Source organism: Streptomyces sp. NPDC002671, assembly GCF_053592475.1.
This window is the reverse complement of the sequence record NZ_JBSFVU010000019.1, coordinates 70,470-87,627: the sequence shown is the minus strand read 5'-3', so window position 1 is coordinate 87,627 and position 17,158 is coordinate 70,470. Positions and strand designations below refer to the sequence as shown.

The 17,158-nt window shown below is 71.9% G+C and carries 18 protein-coding genes and 1 pseudogene; 10 read left to right on the top strand and 9 right to left on the bottom strand.

The genetic code is table 11. From position 1 onward, the window contains the following. Window positions 1-142 precede the first annotated feature (142 nt). Together ACWD35_RS27685 and ACWD35_RS27680 are read right to left on the bottom strand one after the other, a co-directional pair. Complete coding sequence (locus ACWD35_RS27685) at window positions 143-1,732, bottom strand: alkaline phosphatase D family protein (protein ID WP_451354017.1); 1,590 nt, start codon at window positions 1,730-1,732, stop codon at window positions 143-145. A 122-nt stretch (window positions 1,733-1,854) separates the two neighbouring features. Further along, window positions 1,855-2,685 carry an alpha/beta fold hydrolase gene (locus ACWD35_RS27680; RefSeq protein ID WP_451354016.1) on the bottom strand — a complete coding sequence of 277 codons (831 nt, stop codon included), beginning with the start codon at window positions 2,683-2,685 and terminating at the stop codon, window positions 1,855-1,857. A gap of 196 nt (window positions 2,686-2,881) precedes the next feature. Here ACWD35_RS27680 and ACWD35_RS27675 point away from each other — a divergent pair, with 196 nt between their 5' ends. After that, complete coding sequence (locus ACWD35_RS27675) at window positions 2,882-3,643, top strand: GntR family transcriptional regulator (RefSeq protein WP_451354015.1); 762 nt, start codon at window positions 2,882-2,884, stop codon at window positions 3,641-3,643. Between the two features lie 114 nt (window positions 3,644-3,757). Here the strand turns inward: ACWD35_RS27675 and ACWD35_RS27670 are convergent, their stop codons facing one another. From ACWD35_RS27670 to ACWD35_RS27660, 3 genes are all read right to left on the bottom strand, one after another. Then, a complete protein-coding gene (locus tag ACWD35_RS27670) occupies window positions 3,758-4,915 on the bottom strand; it encodes an ROK family protein (RefSeq protein WP_451354014.1) in 1,158 nt (385 codons plus the stop codon). A 100-nt stretch (window positions 4,916-5,015) separates the two neighbouring features. After that, entirely contained in the window at window positions 5,016-5,672 is a 657-nt protein-coding gene (locus ACWD35_RS27665; RefSeq protein WP_451354013.1) for a response regulator, read from the bottom strand. A 14-nt stretch (window positions 5,673-5,686) separates the two neighbouring features. Further along, window positions 5,687-6,841, bottom strand: a complete 1,155-nt coding sequence (locus tag ACWD35_RS27660; protein WP_451354012.1) for a sensor histidine kinase — start codon at window positions 6,839-6,841, stop codon at window positions 5,687-5,689. A gap of 107 nt (window positions 6,842-6,948) precedes the next feature. On the opposite strand from ACWD35_RS27660, the gene ACWD35_RS27655 reads away from it, so the two are divergent. From ACWD35_RS27655 to ACWD35_RS27645, 3 genes are read left to right on the top strand one after another with little or no spacing between them, the layout of a single operon-like run. After that, window positions 6,949-7,869: an ABC transporter ATP-binding protein gene (locus ACWD35_RS27655; RefSeq protein ID WP_451354011.1), complete on the top strand. Its 921-nt coding sequence runs from the start codon at window positions 6,949-6,951 to the stop codon at window positions 7,867-7,869. A 2-nt stretch (window positions 7,870-7,871) separates the two neighbouring features. Next, on the top strand, window positions 7,872-8,582 hold the full coding sequence (locus tag ACWD35_RS27650; protein ID WP_451354010.1) for an ABC transporter permease: 711 nt from the start codon (window positions 7,872-7,874) through the stop codon (window positions 8,580-8,582). 41 nt (window positions 8,583-8,623) lie between these two features. Continuing rightward, window positions 8,624-9,067, top strand: a complete 444-nt coding sequence (locus ACWD35_RS27645; protein WP_451354009.1) for a hypothetical protein — start codon at window positions 8,624-8,626, stop codon at window positions 9,065-9,067. A 77-nt stretch (window positions 9,068-9,144) separates the two neighbouring features. Here ACWD35_RS27645 and mug read toward each other — a convergent pair whose 3' ends face one another. Further along, window positions 9,145-9,597, bottom strand: a complete 453-nt coding sequence (gene mug / locus ACWD35_RS27640; protein WP_451354114.1) for a G/U mismatch-specific DNA glycosylase — start codon at window positions 9,595-9,597, stop codon at window positions 9,145-9,147. A gap of 480 nt (window positions 9,598-10,077) precedes the next feature. Between mug and ACWD35_RS27635 the strand changes: the two genes are divergently transcribed. Beyond that, entirely contained in the window at window positions 10,078-10,431 is a 354-nt protein-coding gene (locus ACWD35_RS27635; RefSeq protein WP_451354008.1) for a hypothetical protein, read from the top strand. 190 nt (window positions 10,432-10,621) lie between these two features. On the opposite strand, the gene ACWD35_RS27630 is transcribed toward ACWD35_RS27635, so the two are convergent. Both ACWD35_RS27630 and ACWD35_RS27625 read right to left on the bottom strand, forming a co-directional pair. Next, window positions 10,622-10,846 carry a hypothetical protein gene (locus ACWD35_RS27630; protein ID WP_451354007.1) on the bottom strand — a complete coding sequence of 75 codons (225 nt, stop codon included), beginning with the start codon at window positions 10,844-10,846 and terminating at the stop codon, window positions 10,622-10,624. A gap of 144 nt (window positions 10,847-10,990) precedes the next feature. After that, complete coding sequence (locus tag ACWD35_RS27625; RefSeq protein ID WP_451354006.1) at window positions 10,991-11,347, bottom strand: hypothetical protein; 357 nt, start codon at window positions 11,345-11,347, stop codon at window positions 10,991-10,993. A gap of 435 nt (window positions 11,348-11,782) precedes the next feature. On the opposite strand from ACWD35_RS27625, the pseudogene ACWD35_RS27620 reads away from it, so the two are divergent. The 4 genes and pseudogenes from ACWD35_RS27620 to ACWD35_RS27605 form a co-directional block, all read left to right on the top strand. After that, a pseudogene (locus ACWD35_RS27620) lies at window positions 11,783-11,920 on the top strand (glutamate--tRNA ligase); the annotation flags it as partial. Window positions 11,921-12,037: 117 nt separating this feature from the next. After that, window positions 12,038-12,715 carry a hypothetical protein gene (locus tag ACWD35_RS27615; RefSeq protein ID WP_451354005.1) on the top strand — a complete coding sequence of 226 codons (678 nt, stop codon included), beginning with the start codon at window positions 12,038-12,040 and terminating at the stop codon, window positions 12,713-12,715. 151 nt (window positions 12,716-12,866) lie between these two features. After that, the gene (locus ACWD35_RS27610; RefSeq protein ID WP_451354004.1) at window positions 12,867-13,715 is read left to right on the top strand and encodes an SDR family oxidoreductase; all 849 of its coding nucleotides are present in this window, start codon (window positions 12,867-12,869) and stop codon (window positions 13,713-13,715) included. A 103-nt stretch (window positions 13,716-13,818) separates the two neighbouring features. Then, on the top strand, window positions 13,819-15,609 hold the full coding sequence (locus ACWD35_RS27605; RefSeq protein WP_451354003.1) for a peptide deformylase: 1,791 nt from the start codon (window positions 13,819-13,821) through the stop codon (window positions 15,607-15,609). A 554-nt stretch (window positions 15,610-16,163) separates the two neighbouring features. Here ACWD35_RS27605 and ACWD35_RS27600 read toward each other — a convergent pair. Beyond that, window positions 16,164-16,331, bottom strand: a complete 168-nt coding sequence (locus ACWD35_RS27600; protein ID WP_451354002.1) for a hypothetical protein — start codon at window positions 16,329-16,331, stop codon at window positions 16,164-16,166. Here ACWD35_RS27600 and ACWD35_RS27595 point away from each other — a divergent pair. Continuing rightward, window positions 16,330-17,154, top strand: a complete 825-nt coding sequence (locus ACWD35_RS27595) for a nucleoside-diphosphate kinase (protein ID WP_451354001.1) — start codon at window positions 16,330-16,332, stop codon at window positions 17,152-17,154. The two genes, ACWD35_RS27600 and ACWD35_RS27595, sit on opposite strands and share 2 nt — an antisense overlap. The last annotated feature ends 4 nt before the right edge of the window (window positions 17,155-17,158 follow it).

Below are 17,158 nucleotides of genomic sequence, written 5' to 3'. Positions count from 1 at the left end.
GCGACCACTGACAATGGGCCTGACCTGCGAAAATACTCGCTCGGGCGGGGAGTTGGCAGGTGCGGACCGTGCCGCGCGCCGGGGGATGACGCCGGAGCGCGACACGGCTTCGAGAGTACGGGACCCGGGGCCCCGCGAATGCCTACTGGCCGACCCGGCCCGGCTGCAGCGTCTTGGTGAACAGCACCGTGCCGTCCTGCTCGCGCAGCCGCACCGTCAGCTCGCCGCTGCCGGCATCGATGTCGACCTCGCCGAAGAACTGGTAGCCGCCGGCGGGGGAGACGTTCGCCACGGTCGGCGCCTTCACGAACACCCGCTCCGGACCGAAGGTGTTGTCCAGCGCGCTCGCCGGGAAGGCACCGGCGTTCAGCGGACCGGAGACGAACTCCCAGAACGGCTCGAAGTCGGTGAACGCGGCACGCGAGGGCTGGTAGTGCTGGGCGGAGGTGTGGTGCACGTCGGCGGTCAGCCACAGCGTGCCGGTGATCTGCCGGTGCTTGATGAAGCGCAGCAGCTCGGCGATCTGCAGTTCACGGCCCAGCGGGGCGCCCGGGTCGCCCTGCGCGACCGCCTCGAAGTTCGCCTTGCCCTCCATGCCGTCGGGCACGACGAGGCCGAGCGGCATGTCGGCGGCGATCACCTTCCACACCGCCCGCGACCGGGACAGCTCCCGCTTGAGCCACTCCAGCTGCTCGCGGCCGAGGATGCCCTGCGGGTCGACGGTCTGGTTGTCGGGGGAGTTGGCGTTGCGGTAGGTACGCATGTCGAGGACGAAGACGTCCAGCAGCGGGCCCTGGTGCAGCACGCGGTAGACCCGGCCCTCCTGCGCCCCGGGCTGCAGCGTCGAGATCGGGAAGTACTCGCTGAACGCCCGCTGGGCGCGCGCGGCCAGCACGTCGATGCTCTTCTCGGTGTACCGGGTGTCGGTGGTGGCGATCACCTCGCCCGGGTACCAGTTGTTGCGCACCTCGTGGTCGTCCCACTGGATGATCGAGGGCACCTGGGCGTTGAACCGGCGGAGGTTCTCGTCCAGCAGGTTGTAGCGGAAGTTGCCCCGGTACTCGGCCAGGGTCTCGGCGACCTTCGACTTCTCCTCGGTGGTGATGTTCCGCCAGGTGCCGCCGCCCGGCAGGGCCTGCGTGGCGGGTATCGGGCCGTCGGCGTAGATGTTGTCGCCGCTGCACAGGAAGAAGTCCGGGTTCAGTTTCGCCATCGCGTCGAAGATCCGGTAGCCGCCGAAGTCGGGGTTGATGCCCCAGCTCTGGCCGGCCAGATCGCCCGACCACAGGAACTTCACACCCTCGCGGTGGCGCCGGGAGACGGTACGGAAGGTTCCGGTCACGGGCTCGCCGGTCGCGCGCGGGTCGTCCGGGTCCGCGAGCAGCACGCGGTAGTGGATCTGCTCGCCGGACGGCAGACCGTGCAGCCGGGTGGTGCCGGTGAAGTCCGTGTCCGGGCCCAGCACCGGCCCCTCCCACCTGCGTGGGTCGCGGAACGACTCGGTGGCCGAGGTCTCCACGATCATCCGGGCCGGCCGGTCCGAACGTACCCATACCAGGCCGGAGTCGGTGGTGACGTCGCCCGTCTGCACGCCCCAGCTCGCCTGGGGGCGCCCGGAGCGGGCGAACGCCGGTGCCGCCGCGCCGAGGCTCACGGGCAGGGTGAGGGCCGCGGAGGCGGCCAGGGAACCGCGCAGAATGCTGCGGCGCCCGGGGAGCTGACGGTGTGACATGGCTGTGCCTCCAGAGCTGGGATCCGGCCAATGCAGGGATCCACACCTAACTGGCGAGCCATAGCGAAAACATGAGTTCAAAGTGAACGACAGGCAATGAGAAGGAGTTTCGGTTTTGGATGTCAGCGGCTGCCGTCGAGGATGATGCGGGCGACCAGTGCCGGGTCGTCGTTCATGGGGACGTGGCCGCAGCCGGGCAGCCGAACCAGGCGGGCGTGCGGGATCAGCTGCTTGGCGCGGACGCCCTGGCGGCGCACGAGCACCCGGTCCCGGGTGCCCCAGGCCACGGTGACCGGCAGGCCCGGCAGGTTGTCGGTGAACTGGATCGTGACGCCCGCCCGGAGGGTCTGGCGGAATCCGGTGGCACCCGCGAGCGCCAGCGTCTCGGCGACCACGGCCTCCGGATCGCGGCGGGCGGGGCGGCCGTAGATGGTGCTCGTCAGCGCGGCACGGCCGGCCGCGGTTCGCGACAGCCGTGTCACGAGGGGCAGCGGGAGCCGCTGGGCGATGCCGCGCATCGCGAGCAGCACACCGAAGGCGTAGCGCCGCTCGGCCTGCGTCCAGAAGCCCGCCGGGGAGAGGGCGGTGACGGACCGTACGAGCTTCTCCCGGCCCAGTTCGAGGGCCAGCAGGCCGCCGAGCGAGTTGCCCGCGACGTGCGGGCGGTCCAGCTTCAGTGCCTCGAACAGGGCGGCGAGGACGCTGTTCGTCGTGGGCAGGTCGTAGGCGAGGCCGGCGGGCAGGCCCGGGGACGCGCCGAAGCCGGGCAGATCCACGGCGATCACGTCGCGTTCGGTGGCGAGGATGTCCATCACCGGGCCCCAGGCTTGCAGGTGGTGGCCGATGCCGTGCAGCAGGACCAGCGGTTCACCGCGTCCCACGCGCGCGTACGTGACGGTCACGTCCTTCGGGCCGAGCGGGGTCGGGACCTTGAAGGCGACGGTGGTGGGCATGCGTTGCTCCTCGTCTGGGCTGCGGACGGACGCCATAGACAGCTTGTCAGCAATCGCTACCCGCGGGTAGTCCTCGGGATCGAGGATTGGTCTTGACCAAGGGTGAGGGCCGCCCTATGGTCGCAGAGAACTGCAACAACCTTTAATAAACAAGGGCGCTAAAAACCGCCGGACCACGGCTCTTGCGGAGGACAGGGTGGGGACCACGCAGCTGGAATCGGTGCCGGAACCGAAGTACTGGCACCTCAAGACCGTGCTCAGTGAGGCACTTGACTCCGAGTTCTCGGTCGGTGAGATCCTGCCCAACGAGCGCGACCTCGCCGCCCGCTTCGGCGTGGCCCGGGCCACGCTCCGTCAGGCCCTCGAACAGCTGGAGCTGGAAGGCCGGCTCCAGCGCCGCCGCGGCGTCGGCACCACCGTCGCGCCCCCGCGCGTGGGTGTGGCCGTGGGCACCGAGCAGCAGGCCTGGCCGGGAACCGAAGACGACGCCTGGCAGCCCGTCGACTGCCTCCAGTCCGCGCCGCCCGCGGCCGTCGCCGCCGCCCTGGAGACCGGCTCCGGCGAGCCCGTGCACACCGTGCGCCGCTCCCGGACGTCCCACGGCCAGCACGTCGCCACGGAACTGCTCTACGTCCCGGCCGCCTCGGTGCCCGACCTCAGCGCGATCGACGCCCCGTCCGGCCCGGCACGCGCGCGTGCCGTGCTGCGCGAGCTGCAGCACCTGAGCCTGGAGGGCCAGGACCGCGCCGTCGAGCTGGGCTCGGCCCGCGCGGACGACGCCAAGGAACTGGACCGGCTCCCCGGCGCTCCCGTCCTGGTCGTCACCACCCGCTTCTTCGCCGGGGGCCGCACCGCCGCGCTGTCCGTCGCGACCTACCGCGCCGACACCTGCCGGCTGACCTTCGGCGACTCGGCAGGCGTGGAAATACACCACGGTCCGGCGCAGCAGGCGTCCTGACCCGACCTCACGCTCCACGCCTGGCTACGGCCCCGCACGCCCCGGAACTCCGCCGGGGCGTGACGTGTTGTGCGGGCAGCCCCTGTCCGCCCGGGCCGCCGCCGCTCGCCCCGGTCAGCGGCGGGCCGTCACCGTGCCCTCCACCGCGAACAGCTGCTCCTCAACGTGGTCCAGAGCCAAGCGCAGCGCCCCCGTGGCCACGGCCGCCTCGCCCAGCAGGGACAGGGCGACCTGCGGGGGCCGCAGGCAGTAGCGCGCGAGTTCGCGGCGCAGCGGCTCCAGTACGCCGTCCAGACCGGCCGCCCAGCCGCCGATGACGACCAGCTCCGGGTCGAGGGCCAGCACCAGCGCGGCCACGTCGTGGACGAGGCGCTGGATGAACCGCTCGACGGCCGCCAGCGCCCGTTGGTCGCCCTCCCGGGCCAGCGCGAACACCTCGGCCACCGCCTGCTCGTCCAGCGGATGCACCGGCTTGTCCGTGGTGGACAGCAGCGTCTCCGGGGTCTCCTCGCGGCCCAGCAGATGCAGCGCGCCGATCTCCCCGGCCGCCCCGCCATAACCCCGGTGCAGCCGCCCGCCGATCAGCGAACCCGCCCCCGGGCTCAGCCCGGCCAGCACGAACACCACGTCGTCCGACTCGGTCGCCGCGCCCTTCCAGTGCTCGGCGACAGCCGCCGCGTTGGCGTCGTTCTCCACCAGCACCGGGCACTTGAAGGAACGGCTCAGCCGCTCGCCGAGCCTCAGGCCCGTCCACTCGGGCAGGGCCGTGCCCAGCCGTACCGTGCCGTCGGCCTCGACGATGCCCGGCGTGCCCACGCCCACCGCACGCAGCGAGCCGCGTGCCACCCCGGCCCGCCGCAGCAGTTCCGCGACCGCGCCGCGCAGCCGATCCAGCCGCTCGTCGGCCGGAGCCGTCTCGTCGACCTCCTTGGCCTGTGTGCCCAGCACCCGCCCGTCCAGGTCGGACAGGAGCGCGGCGACCCGGTGCGCCCCGATCTCCAGGCCCAGCAGATGCCCCGCCTCGGCCCGGAACCGGAACCGGCGGGCGGGCCGCCCCTGGCGGCGTGCGGTGCCGTCGTCGGCCGCCGCCTCCACGACCAGCCCGGCCTCGATGAGCCCTTCGACGACCCCTTCGACGGTCGGCCGCGACAGTCCGGTGACCCGGGTGATCTCGGTGAGCGTCGTGCAGTCAGTGGCACGCAGCGCGTGCAGCACCACCGCGGAATTGATCCTTCGCAGCAGCGAGGGATCGCCGCCGGTCAGCTGCCCCACCGTCCGTCCTCCCAGCTAGCGGGCGTGTTGGGGCGGATCGTACTCGGCCCGGCCCACCCCGGCGAGTGCCGGGTTCCGCCGGCCCGGCAGCGCTCGTGACTCAGCCCGGCGCGACGAACCCCGACTCGTAGGCGACGATCACGGCCTGGGTGCGGTCGCGCGCCCCGAGCTTGGCCAGCACGGCGCTCACATGCGACTTCACCGTCTCCGTGCCGACGACCAGCCGGGCGGCGATCTCCGCGTTCGACAGCCCCCGCGCCATGAGCCGCAGCACCTCCGCCTCCCGCTCCGTCAGCCCGGCCTCCGCCAGCGGTGCAGGCGCCGCGGGTTCGCCGCCGCCGTACCGGGCGGCGAGCCGGCGTACGGACGCGGGGAACAGCAGCGACTCGCCTTCCGCCACCAGCCGCACCGCATGCACGATCTCGGCCGGCCGGGCCCGCTTCAGGAGGAACCCGTCGGCACCCGCGCGCAGCGCCTCGTACACGAACTCGTCGTCCTCGAAGGTGGTCACGACGAGGATCCTGGGCGGTGCGTCGACGGTGCGCAGCACCGCGCGCGTGGCCTCGATCCCGTCCATCAGCGGCATGCGGACGTCCATCGCGACTACGTCCGGCCGCAGTTGGCGCACCAGCGGGATGACCGCCGCACCGTCGGCAGCCTCGCCCACCACCTCGATGTCGGGCTGGGCCTCCAGCACGGCGCGCAGACCCGCGCGGACCAGGGGTTCGTCGTCGACCAGGAGAACGGTGACCGGCATCCGGCCAGCGTAGATCAGCCGAGCGGCAGCTCCGCGCGCACCTGCCAGTCGCCCCCGTCCGGTCCGGTGCGGGCGCTGCCCCCGAGCAGTTCCGCCCGCTCCCGTACGCCGCGCAGCCCGCTGCCCCGCCCGGGCCCGGGTATCGCGGCCGGAAGCGGATTACGGACCTCCAGGGCGAGGGCGCCCTCCGCCACGGACACCCGGACGCGCACGGGTACGGCCCCCGCGTGCCGCAGCACATTGGTCAGCGCCTCCTGCAGGATGCGGTACCCCTCCCGCGAGACCAGCCCCGGCACCGCCGCGACGGGCCCCGTCACCTCGGCGTCCACCGTGGCGCCGGAGGCGCGCGCGGAATCCAGGAGGCGGCCGGCGTCGGCCAGCGTCGGCCGGGCGCTCGCCGGCCGGTCCGACTCGCGCAGCACCCCGAGGACTCGATCCAGGTCCGCGAGGGCGGCCCGGCCGGTCTCCTCGATGGCCTCCAGCGCCCGGTCGGTGAACGCCGGATCGCCCGCCGCCCGCGCGGCACCCGCCTGCACCACCGCCACCGTCAGGGCATGCCCGATGGAGTCGTGCAACTCCCGTGCGATGCGGGTGCGTTCGAGCAACTGCTCGGTGCGCTCCTCCAGAGCCGCCAGCCGCTCGGCGGCCGACGGCCCGAGGAGCCGGCGCGCACACGCCGTGATCAGCTCGCCGAGCCCGACGACGACGCCGTACAGGGCGAGCAGCGGAAGCGGCGCCAGCAGGGCGTACACCCGGTCCGGCGGCAGCCGGTCCAGCAGCGGAACACCGGAAGGCGCCCGTCCCCACGCGCACTTCGCCAGCTCGTAGGTGAGCACCGGCAGCCACACCGAGGCGAACATGGCCGTCGCACCGAGGACCATCCGCAGCTCCAGCCAGAGCACCGTGCGCAGCCGGTCCCGCCAGGTCGCCGACGGCGTCACGGAGATGCCCGGCTCCTCCTCGCCCGGCGTCAGCAGCAGCCGCGCCTGGACGCCCTCGCCCATGCGCACGGCGGGCAGGAGACCGACCGGAGCGAGCAGCAGTGCGGGCATCCAGGGAGTCGACAAGTCGATGAAGAGCCACACACTCACGATCAGCATGGGCACCCACAGATGCAGCAGGCGTGTGTACGTCGTCCCCCGCAGCAGCGGGCGCAGGAAGCGGGCCATAGAGGCATCGTCGCAGGCAGCACCGACAACGGACCTCCCCCGCACGGGGGAGACGAACTCCACCGGCGGGGGAGGAACCGAGCCGCACGCCCGGCCAGGCTGGTGCCATGACCAGCATCGACGTACGAGACCTCACCAAGGAGTACGGCACCCGCCGGGCCGTGGACCACCTCACCTTCAGCGTCCGCCCCGGCCGCGTCACCGGCTTCCTCGGCCCCAACGGCGCCGGAAAGTCCACCACCATGCGGCTCGTCCTCGGCCTCGACCGGCCGACCTCCGGCAGCGCCACCGTCGGCGGCCACGCCTACGCCGAACTCCGCGACCCCCTGCGCCGGGTGGGCGCCCTGCTGGACGCGCGGGCCGCGCACGGCTCCCGCACCGCGCGGGACCATCTGCGCGCCCTGGCGGCGAGCAACCGCATCCCGTTCCGCAGGGTCGACACGGTCCTGGAGGAGACCGGACTCGCCGCGGTGGCCCGGCGCCGGGTGAAGACGTACTCCCTCGGCATGCGCCAGCGCCTCGGCATCGCCGCCGCGCTGCTCGGCGACCCCGAGGTGATCCTGCTGGACGAACCCGCCAACGGCCTCGACCCGGAGGGCATCGTCTGGATCCGCACGCTGCTGCGCCGGCTCGCGGCGCAGGGCCGTACGGTCCTGGTCTCCAGCCACTTGATGAACGAGACCGCCGCCTTCGCCGACCACCTCGTGATCCTCGGCCGGGGCCGCCTCCTCGCCGACACCCCCGTCCAGGAGTTCATCCACGCGCGCGTACGGCCCCAGGTGAGGATCCGTACGACCGACGCCACCGCGCTCGGCGACCTGCTCGCCCGGCACGGCCACGACGCCTCCCGGGACGAGGACGGAACGTGGACCGTGCGCCACGCGCGCGTGGACGAGCTGGGCCGCCTCATGTCCGAGGCGGGCGTCCCCGTACTGGAACTGGCCGCCCAGGAAGCCACCCTGGAGCAGGCCTACTTCGATCTGACCGCGGCGGAGGCCGAGTTCACCGCCCAGCCCCAGGAGGCCTGACCATGCCCTTCCTCCCCGTTCTGCACGCCGAGTGGATCAAGATCCGTACGCTGCGCCCGCTCGTCGGCAGCCTGGCCGCGGTCCTCGTCACCACCGTGGCGTTCTCCGCGCTCGCCTCCGCCGACGCCGACGACACCGATCCGTTGTTCTCGGTGTTCTTCGGCATCAGCTTCGGACAGATCGCCGCGATCTCCTTCGGTACGACGGCCGTTGCGGCCGAGTTCCGGGGCGGCGCGCTGCGGCTGACGCTCGCCGCCGCGCCCGACCGGCTCCGCTGGTTCGCCGCGAAGGCCACGGCGATCGCCCTGCCGGTGCTGGCCGTGGGCTTCCTCACGGGTCTGGCGACGCTGCTGGCCGGCAAGGCCGCCCTCGGCCCGGACGGTCCCACCTGGACCGAGGGACTGCGCGGAGCGCTCGGCTGCGGCCTCCACCTCACGCTGATGGCACTGTTCGCCGCCGGACTCGCGGCCGTACTGCGCAGCGGGGTCGCGACCCTCTCCGTCCTGATCCCGTTCCTGCTGATCGTGTCCTTCGTCATCGGCGACCTGTCCGGGGGCGTCGCCGACTTCCTGCCCGACCGGGCCGGCCAAGTGGCCCTGCACAGCACCTGGGACGGCGCGCTCGGCCCCTGGACCGGGCTCGGGGTGACCGCGCTGTGGGCAGCGGCGGCGCTGAGCGCGGGAGCGTGGTGCGTGCGGCGCCGGGACGCCTGACGGCCCGCCAATTGTCAGTGGGGCCCGCTTTACTGGATCACATGGACATCGCGAAGCATCTCGTCGTGATCGACCTGCTGTGCGCCCGCGAGTTTCCGGGGGAGGACTGTAAGTCGGACATGGGCACGGCCGGGCCCGGATACAGCACGGCGGTGTTGGAGACGAGCCATGGGATGCGCGCGGCCCAAGCCTGGGTGCGGCAGCGGGCCGCCGAGGACTTCCACGCGTACCGGGAGGCGATCGCGCAGCGGCTGAACGACCGCTGGGGCGAACAGCCCCCCTGGGGCCAGTTGACCGTGCGGGTGCGCATGGGCCGCGGCGAGGAGATACCTGAGCCCTGGGCGACCCTCAGCCTCCACACCGACGAACTCGACGTGTGGCGGGCGGAGGAGGCCGGCCGCTGGGTGGCCCTCGGTGTCGCCGACCGTGACGGTGCCGACGAGATCCGGCTGCTGGCCACGGTCACGGAGACAGACCCGCCCTAGGGGGTGTCTTCTGGATCTTGCCGCCGTCGCCGACCAGGCACCGTTTCCGTCGGCCGACCTGATGCAGAAGACACCCCCTAGGCGAGCGCAGCGTCCCGCAGCCGGGCGAACTCCTCCGCCATGGTCGCCGCCGTCCAGTGCGCGTTCAGCCCGCTCGGGTTGGGCAGCACCCACACCCGGGTCTCGCCGATGGTCCGCTCCTGCGGACCCACCTGCGCCCTGCGGTCCGCGAAAGCGGCCCGGTACGCGGTCACGCCGACCACGGCGAGCCACTTCGGCCGCCACCGCGTCACCTTGGCCGTCAGCAGCCGGCCGCCCTCGGCGTACTCCTCGGCGCTCAGCTCGTCGGCGCGCGCGGTCGCCCGCGCCACCACGTTGGTGATGCCCAGCCCGTACGCCAGCAGTTCGCGCTGCTCGGCGGGGTTCATCAGCCTCGGGGTGAAGCCGGACAGGTGCAGCACCGGCCAGAAGCGGTTGCCGGGCCGGGCGAAGTGGTGGCCCGTCGCCGCCGTCATCAGGCCCGGGTTGATGCCGCAGAAGAAGCCGCTGCACTGGGATACGGCAGGCCAGAGAGGTGCTCATCGCCTGACCTGCGACGCAGCATGCGTGTTCGGGTAGTTCGCTGCGTCTTCGTGCAGTACGTCGCTTAGGTTTGCATGATCGATTTCCCATTGGTTTCCCAGTTTCCCGCCTGATCGGGCCGGGAGGCGGGAAACGCCAGCGAGGACGTTACAAGGGCTGGAGATCAGCAATGGTCTCCGGCTACCCGACCTCACCACCGCACTACGTGATCGTCGCGCTGGCACTGCTTTGCGGCCGAGGTACGGGCGTCTACCGGCTTGATCGAGCGGGCCCCGGGCGCCGGCGCCGATCACGCCGAGTTAGGTAACGGTGACGGGACCGTGCCTCCTCGCGGTCGCCACTCCAGGCATGTGCCGAACGCTGCTCGCGACCGCAGGCACAGCATCTGCAGGGACCGATGGTCAGCGGTCGCGGCATAGGCTGGAGGCGTGACCGAGCACGACGAGCCCGATCAGGCGCCGCCCTGGAACCCTTCGGACGGACCGGTTTCTCGGGTGTGGTCCTGGCCCCCAGGGGTCCGCCCCGCGCTGTGGGTGAAGATCGACGATGAGTGGATCTACAGCCCGGTGCGCTGCAGGTACCAGGGCGCCTATGGGCGGTGGGTGTATCACGTGGACGTGGCGATGCCGGGGGAGACCTCGGCACGCCATCGGGAGTATCCGTGGCCGCAGGAAGGGCGACTCAAAGTCGCGCACGGCAGTGCCATCGAACCCAGCGTGGGCACTGAGCCGTATGTGTCCGCCGAGATGCCGACCGGCCCGCATATGAGCCGGATCCGGTGAGCGTCTACCGCGTTGTTCTCCGCTTCGGCGCGGAGGGCGCTGCGACGGTCACAGCCGAGTGGGGCGTGCAAGAGACGGCGGCCGATGCGCGGTTCGATCTGTGTCAGGCGCTATGGCGCGGCGGCCACGATCCGGTACGTCGCAGAGGACGACGCCGGCCGCACCACTGTCCTGGACACCTGGCCCAGGCTCAGGCGGCGTACTTGAGGCAGGTGCGGGCCTCGACGAGCAGAACGCGCTCGCGGACCTCCTGGCACGGGACGAGGATGTCGTCTTGCCCAGCGAGCGCGAGCCCTGTGACGAGGCTGACGACGAACACGGTGCCCGGCTGCGGCTTCGGCACGGCGTAGGCGTCGCCGTAGACGACATCCATGGTGGGGATGCCGTCCGTGTGGGAGGTGTCTTTCTCATCCATGCTGAGCCGGGCAGGCTTCCCACCATTTCTGATGGTGTGCAATAAGCCCCTGGGGGGTGCTGATCTGATCCGGAGTGTCCGGACCGTACAGGTTCAGCGGGTGGGGGTGAGGTTGGCGGTCAGGACATGCCCTCAGGAATCGCCTTAAGCAGCGGGCTTGAGTCGGATGCTGGTCGGCGCACCCGGGTCGTCGCTAGTGGACTTACGTGTGGTGGCCTTGCGGCGGCGGGCCTTGGCCAGTTCCGACGGCCTGGCCTTCTCACGGTTCATCTCCCGGATTTCGCGGCAGTCTTGGAGGCTGAACCGCAGGAATTTGCCGAAGCGGTGGTGAGGGAAGCCGCGGTGGTTGGCACCCTCTCGGAGCCACCTCTCGCCGCAGCCGATGACCTTGGCGGCGTCCTTTGGATCCAGCATCACTTCGTCCTGCTCAAGGGCCTTCTTGGCGGCTTCGATGATTGCCTCGCTGGCGGCTTCTTTGCGCAATTGGATACTCCAGGTCATTTCGGGTCCGGGCTCAACGGGTCTGGCTAAGAGCGTGTGTGGCTGTCAGGTCGTGGCTGCTGGCCGAACGCAGCAGTGGCGTATCCATGATCTGCAGGATCGCTGGTTTGGGTATCGTCTCCCTGGTTCACCTATCAAGGCTTACCTGAAAAGCCTATCGACTCATGTATCAACTAGTCAATCAGGTCTATCGCTGTCCAATGCGTGTCACTACTTGCCTGGTGGTCCGTCGCCACTCGGGCCCGGATCGATCGTGGCCGGACTGTCGTACCTCATCGTGTACGACATGCCTGTGGCGCCTCTGCCCCACTTGATTGCCAAATGTTTCGAGGCGCCGCTCTGCGCTGACGGCCCCGCACGCGCCAGAGCCCCGCACCGGATGAGGTGTGGGACGACTGGGCCGTGGGGAAGATCGGACGACGCAGGACCGGCGCACGGGAACAGGCGCCGGTCCGGGTCGCGGTGACGGGCCGGACGGTGGGGCCGCCGCTGTTCGAGTCGGCGCAGGTACTGGGCCGGGAGCGGACGTTGGCGCGGATCGACGCGGCAGCCGCGAGGCTTCAGTCGGCGTGAGCTGAGCTGCCATGTCAACTACCGGGGGCGGGCCGCCACGTTCCCTCGTGCGTGCACGTGATGCCGCGCTCGGCTTCCTCGATCGCCGGCCGCCGGGGCTGTCCGCAGATGTCGCAGGTGCAGTCCCCCCACTGGATGGCCGCCGACCGCGCACGGCAGCTCGCCCAGTCGGCGGGAGACGTCCTCGCGGTCGCCGAGTCCGCCCGTCAGCTGGCCGTCCTCGCCAGGAAGGCGGGATGGCATGACCAAGCGCTGTCGATCGCGCTCTCCGCCGCTGATCACCCGGATCTCCGAGGCACCGGACGCGCCGGGGCCGCGGTCCGCGGCCTCCTAGTCCAGAGTGCGTCGTACACCCTCGCGCGCCGAGGCGACCGAGCCGGGATGCGGGAGCTGACGGACGAAGCTGCCGCCATCGCCAAGGGACTCGGCCGTGCCACCCTGCTGCGCGACCACGGTGGCGGCTTCAGCCCCCTTACCGTGCAACTTCACAGGATCAGCGCGGAGAATCACGCAGGCGATCCCCGGGCCGCGCTCGATGCCGCTCGCACGATCTCGCTGGCGGCACTGCCCAGCGTCGAACGTCGCTCCCGCGCCCTCGGGGACATCGCTGTCACCTACGACCGCCTCGGCCGCCGCAGCGACTGCGTCCGCACGCTGCTGGCCGCCGAGCGATGCGCTCCACAGGAGACCCACGCCCGACCGGCGACGAAGTCCTTGATCTCCAGCCTGCTGGTGTCCGGCCCCACGTCAACGGAACTCCGCGGCCTCGCCGAACGCAGCGGCGTTCTCGCCTGAGGAGCGAGCACTGACCGGCTGGCCAGGCCGACCGACGGCCGGAGCCGTATGCGTGGTTCGGGCCGGCGCTCATACCTCCTTGGCTGGGCTGACCGGTGATTTCTGCCGAAGTGGCTCAGGGCGGTGGCGCTCGCCCGTAGCGTGAGGCGGCATGACTGTGCTGATCATCGGCGGCAACGGCTTCCTGGGCGCTGAGCTGGTACGCCAAGCGGTGTCCGCGGGCCTGCACCCGGCCGCCACGTTCCATTCCCGCCCCGGCGACCACGACGGGGCGACCTGGCATCACCTCGACCTTCGCGACCCCCTCCGCCTGGAGGAAGTCCTCGACACGGTGGCTCCGGCCGTGGTGATCAACGTGACGAGCGGCGGAGCGGACTGGGCGGTCACCGCCGAAGGCGGGATCCGCCTCGCCCAAGCTGCGGCCGGCCGCGGCATCCGCCTGGTGCATGTTTCCAGCGACGCCGTCTTCTCCGGCATGGCGGGCCGCGACTGCTATGACGAGTCCTGCCTTCCGGACCCCCTCACCCCCTACGGGGCCGCGAAGGCAGCCGCCGAGACCGCCGTACGCCTCCTATGCCCCGACACGGCGGCCGTCGCCCGTACGTCCCTGATCATCGGCAACGGCCGGTCCGAGCACGAGCGGCTGGTGCACGCGCTGGCCGACGGCACCCGGAAGGGCGCCTTGTTTACCGACGACATCCGTTGCCCCGTCCACGTGACAGACCTGGCTGCCGCTCTGTGGGAGATCACCCGGTCCGACGCTGCCGGCATGTTCCACCTCGCTGGGCCGGACGCCCTCAGCCGCCACGAGCTAGGCGAGCTCGTCGCCCGCCGCGACGGGCTCGACCCCGCCCGGCTGCCCTCCGCACGCCGCTCCGATACGGGACTGCCCGGCGGGCTCGACGTACGACTCGACAGCCGCACCACCCAGCAGAAGCTGCGCACCCGGCTCCGCGGCGCCCGCGAGTTCCTCAGCGGGAACAGGCCGGAGCCGACCTGACAGGCACCCACCACCACGCCCCTATTGAGGGCGAAACGCGCCGCCTCGTGACAAGCCGTGGGGCAGATTCTCCATGACCGTTCGCGAAGGGGGAGATGGTCCGATGCGGCCCAGCCAGCAGATGCGCGATCTCGGCATCGTTCAGTACGGCGCGCCTGTCCTGCGTGACCCTGCCCGCCCCTTCGCACTCCCTGCCGAGCGGGAAACCATCGACACCGTCGTCGGTCAGCTCCTTGACGTTATGGAGCGCATCCGCCGCGCGCACGACTTCTCTGGCAAGGGCCTGGGCCTGGCTGCCCCGCAGATCGGCATCGGCCGGTCCGCAGCCGTCGTCCAGCCTCCTGGATCCGACCCGATCGTTCTGCTCAACCCCCGTATCACCGACGCCTCCGCGGACATGGACGAGAGGTTCGAAGGGTGCCTGTCGTTCTTCGACGTGCGGGCACAGGTTCCCCGACCCCTGCGGATCACGGTGGAAGCGAACGCCGTCCCGGCCGAAGGACCGCCGATCGCCCGCCCGCTGCGCGCCGCCGGCGGCTTCGGCGGCACCGGCAGCCTGCGGCAACTCCTCAACCGCTCCTACGTCCTGCGCACCGGACGGCCCCCTTCCCAGGGCTGCCTCACCGACGCGATCGCCTCCATGGACGCCCTCGCCCTGGACGCCCCGGAGCAGCCGGTCCACCTGCGGATCGGCCCCGACCCCGTCGACGAGCAGGTGACCTGGCTCGGCCTGGGCCGCCCGGACGGCCGGAGCGTGTGCATCGAACCGGGCACCTGGTCGGTCACCACCCCGCCCGTCGGCGAGGGTCCGCTGTGGCGGCGCACCCGCCTGACCGGCGAACTCCCGCTGCCCGAACGCGATCCGGGCGGCTGGCGGGCCGGGCTGGGGCTGCTGCGCGAGCTGTCCGCGCTCGCCGAGCCGTCCTGGCGGATGGCCGTCGCCTGGCTGCTGGCCGGGCTGCGACCCGATATGCCCCGCCCCGTCGCCTACTTCAACGGCGAACGCGGCACCGCGAAGACCACCTCCGCCCGGCAACTGCTGCGGGTCCTCGACGGGATCCGCGCTGAGGTCCGCAACGTTCCCCGCAGCGAGGACGACGGCGCGGTCGCCGCCTCGGCCGGCTGGACCATGGGCCTGGACAACATCGCTGGCATCCCCCAGTGGCTCTCGGACTTCCTGTGCCGCACCGTCACCGGGGCCTCCGTCGCCAAACGCGAGATGTACACCGACGACGACGTCACCTCCTGGGCCTACCAACGCCCCGTCCTGCTGACCGGCATCGACGTCGGCGCCCTCCAGCCCGACCTCGCCGAACGCCTGCTCCCCTTCACCCTGGAGATGATCGACCCCAAGGCTCGGCGCAGCGAGCACGACCTGTGGCGCCGCTACCGCGCCGCGCAAAGCCGCATCCTCGGCGGCCTCCTCGACCTGGCCGCCGCGGTGTGGGCGCGCCTGCCCGACGCGGCAGAGCAGCTCGACCAACGGCCGCGGATGGCCGACTGGGCCGAACTGCTCTGGGCCCTGGACGCCGTCACCGGCTGGGACACCCTGGCCACCTACACCGGCGCCCAGGAGGAGATCACCGACGACGTCCTCGACGCCGACCCGGTCGCCACCGCCCTCACCCGCTGGGCCAGCACCACCGACACCACCGAATGGCAGGCCACCACCGGCCAGATCGACACCACCCTCCGCCCGCCCGGCCCCCTCCCCGACACCTGGCCGAAGACCACCGCTCTGCTCTCCGCCCGCCTGACCTCCCTCGCCCCCCGCGCTGCGCCAGCGCGGCATCGACATCCGCAAACTGCCCCGCACCGGCAGCGGGCGCGGCTTCCTCATCACCCTCCGCCCCGCCCCGGCCCCGGGCACCTGACCCGACACCCGCCCGACTGACCGAACCAGACCCCACACCGCTCACCCCTACCCGCCGTCGCCCGCCGGACGTGCGGGCCGCCCGCGTGCCCTCACGCCAGACCGCCGACCCGAGGGCCCCTCCTCCACCCGTCGCACGCGAAGCCCATCCAGGAGCCGGAACTCAGCCGGTGGGCGCGCCCGCCAGCTCGGGTCGGCGGTCGCAGCCGGCAGTCGGTGACGCCGAGGTGACGCTATCCGTGACACACCCGATGCCTGGCCTGATGCGGCTCTGACCTGCAAGTTTCTTGTGGACCATGACGCTAATGACGCTCTCATGCCCCATCTCACTGGGAGTAGGGAGAAGAGGAATAGGCAGGCCGGAGACATGGTGCGGCAGAGCGTCATCAGCGTCCGCCGCCCACCCGGCCGGAAGAAAACCGCACGTCAACCCGGCAATTGAGCGAGTGCCGCAGCGTCACCCACCAGCGTCACCGTGTCCGCCTGCGTCACGGGGAAGCACGGGAGCGCAGGGACCGCCAAGCAGAAGTCCCCGACTTCGGCCGCTTCCGGGCCGGATCCGGTTTCACGCGGATTCACACAACCGCTCCGGCGTTCACGGTCTTCACGGCCTTGGCCCCTGTGGCCGTCCCCGCCACCCGCGGTGTGCTGGTCGCGGAACACGGCCGGCAGAAGCGGGAGGGGATCGCGGTGAGGACATCCGTGAGGACGGTGGTGGCCACGGGCCAGGGCTGGGCAGACATGCCCACCCCTGACCTGGGGCTGCTGACACGGGATGCGGAGAAGCGTTGCCACTACGCCTTCGACCCGCTGGTGCGCGAGGGCTGGGCGACGGCGGTGGGGGTGCTCGGAGCCGGCGAGGCGCTGCGGTTCGCGTCCGAGACGGCGTTGCTGTGGCTGAGGCCGGACGTCGTGGCGGCCGGGGCGGCGGCGGATGTGCTCGCGCGGGCGGAGGCGGCCGGGTTCACGGCGGTGGGCGCGAGCGTGGTTCGGCTGGAGCGGGCGGGGGTGCGGGCGCTGTGGTGGTGGCAGCTGCGGCGCGCGACCGCGGAGCGGCTGCTGCTCTTGGACGCCGTGGTGGAGTTGGGGCCGGGGCTGCTGGTGTTGTACCGGCACCGGGACGGCGATGCCGCGCGACGCCTGACGCGCTTGAAGGGCGGCAACGCGCCCGGAGGGCGGGAGGCGGACTCGTTGCGCGAGGTGGCGGGCAGCCCCAACAGGCTTCTGACAATGGTGCACACCAGCGACGACCCGCTGGACGTGGTGCGGGAGTTGGCGGTGTTCCTGCCCTGGCGGGAGCGGGCCGCGCTGGTGGCGTCCGCCCACGCGTGCGGGCCGGGTTCGGTCGTGGAGGCTGCGCTGGCCGCAGTGATGGCGGCCTACCCCGAGACGCCGTCCGGCCGGGCGGCGGAGAACGCCACCGAGGCCGGGGCGCCGGGCCAGCGGGGGGAGGCGTTCGCGGAACTGGTCCGCGACATCGGCGCTGCGGGCACTGAGCAGCGGTGGGAAGCGGTCACGCGCTGGTCGCAGCAGGTTCCGCTGCTGACCGGCGGGGCACGCCGGTGACCGC

Coding starts and splice junctions, on each gene's coding strand:
- ACWD35_RS27655 (WP_451354011.1), top strand. CDS start 6,949: ATGACCAGCATCGACGTACGAGACCTCACCAAGGAGTACGGCACCCGC.
- ACWD35_RS27660 (WP_451354012.1), bottom strand. CDS start 6,841: ATGGCCCGCTTCCTGCGCCCGCTGCTGCGGGGGACGACGTACACACGC.
- ACWD35_RS27650 (WP_451354010.1), top strand. CDS start 7,872: ATGCCCTTCCTCCCCGTTCTGCACGCCGAGTGGATCAAGATCCGTACG.
- ACWD35_RS27630 (WP_451354007.1), bottom strand. CDS start 10,846: ATGGATGAGAAAGACACCTCCCACACGGACGGCATCCCCACCATGGAT.
- ACWD35_RS27665 (WP_451354013.1), bottom strand. CDS start 5,672: ATGCCGGTCACCGTTCTCCTGGTCGACGACGAACCCCTGGTCCGCGCG.
- ACWD35_RS27605 (WP_451354003.1), top strand. CDS start 13,819: ATGCGGCCCAGCCAGCAGATGCGCGATCTCGGCATCGTTCAGTACGGC.
- ACWD35_RS27595 (WP_451354001.1), top strand. CDS start 16,330: ATGCCCACCCCTGACCTGGGGCTGCTGACACGGGATGCGGAGAAGCGT.
- ACWD35_RS27680 (WP_451354016.1), bottom strand. CDS start 2,685: ATGCCCACCACCGTCGCCTTCAAGGTCCCGACCCCGCTCGGCCCGAAG.
- ACWD35_RS27600 (WP_451354002.1), bottom strand. CDS start 16,331: ATGTCTGCCCAGCCCTGGCCCGTGGCCACCACCGTCCTCACGGATGTC.
- ACWD35_RS27610 (WP_451354004.1), top strand. CDS start 12,867: ATGACTGTGCTGATCATCGGCGGCAACGGCTTCCTGGGCGCTGAGCTG.
- ACWD35_RS27625 (WP_451354006.1), bottom strand. CDS start 11,347: ATGACCTGGAGTATCCAATTGCGCAAAGAAGCCGCCAGCGAGGCAATC.
- ACWD35_RS27685 (WP_451354017.1), bottom strand. CDS start 1,732: ATGTCACACCGTCAGCTCCCCGGGCGCCGCAGCATTCTGCGCGGTTCC.
- ACWD35_RS27645 (WP_451354009.1), top strand. CDS start 8,624: ATGGACATCGCGAAGCATCTCGTCGTGATCGACCTGCTGTGCGCCCGC.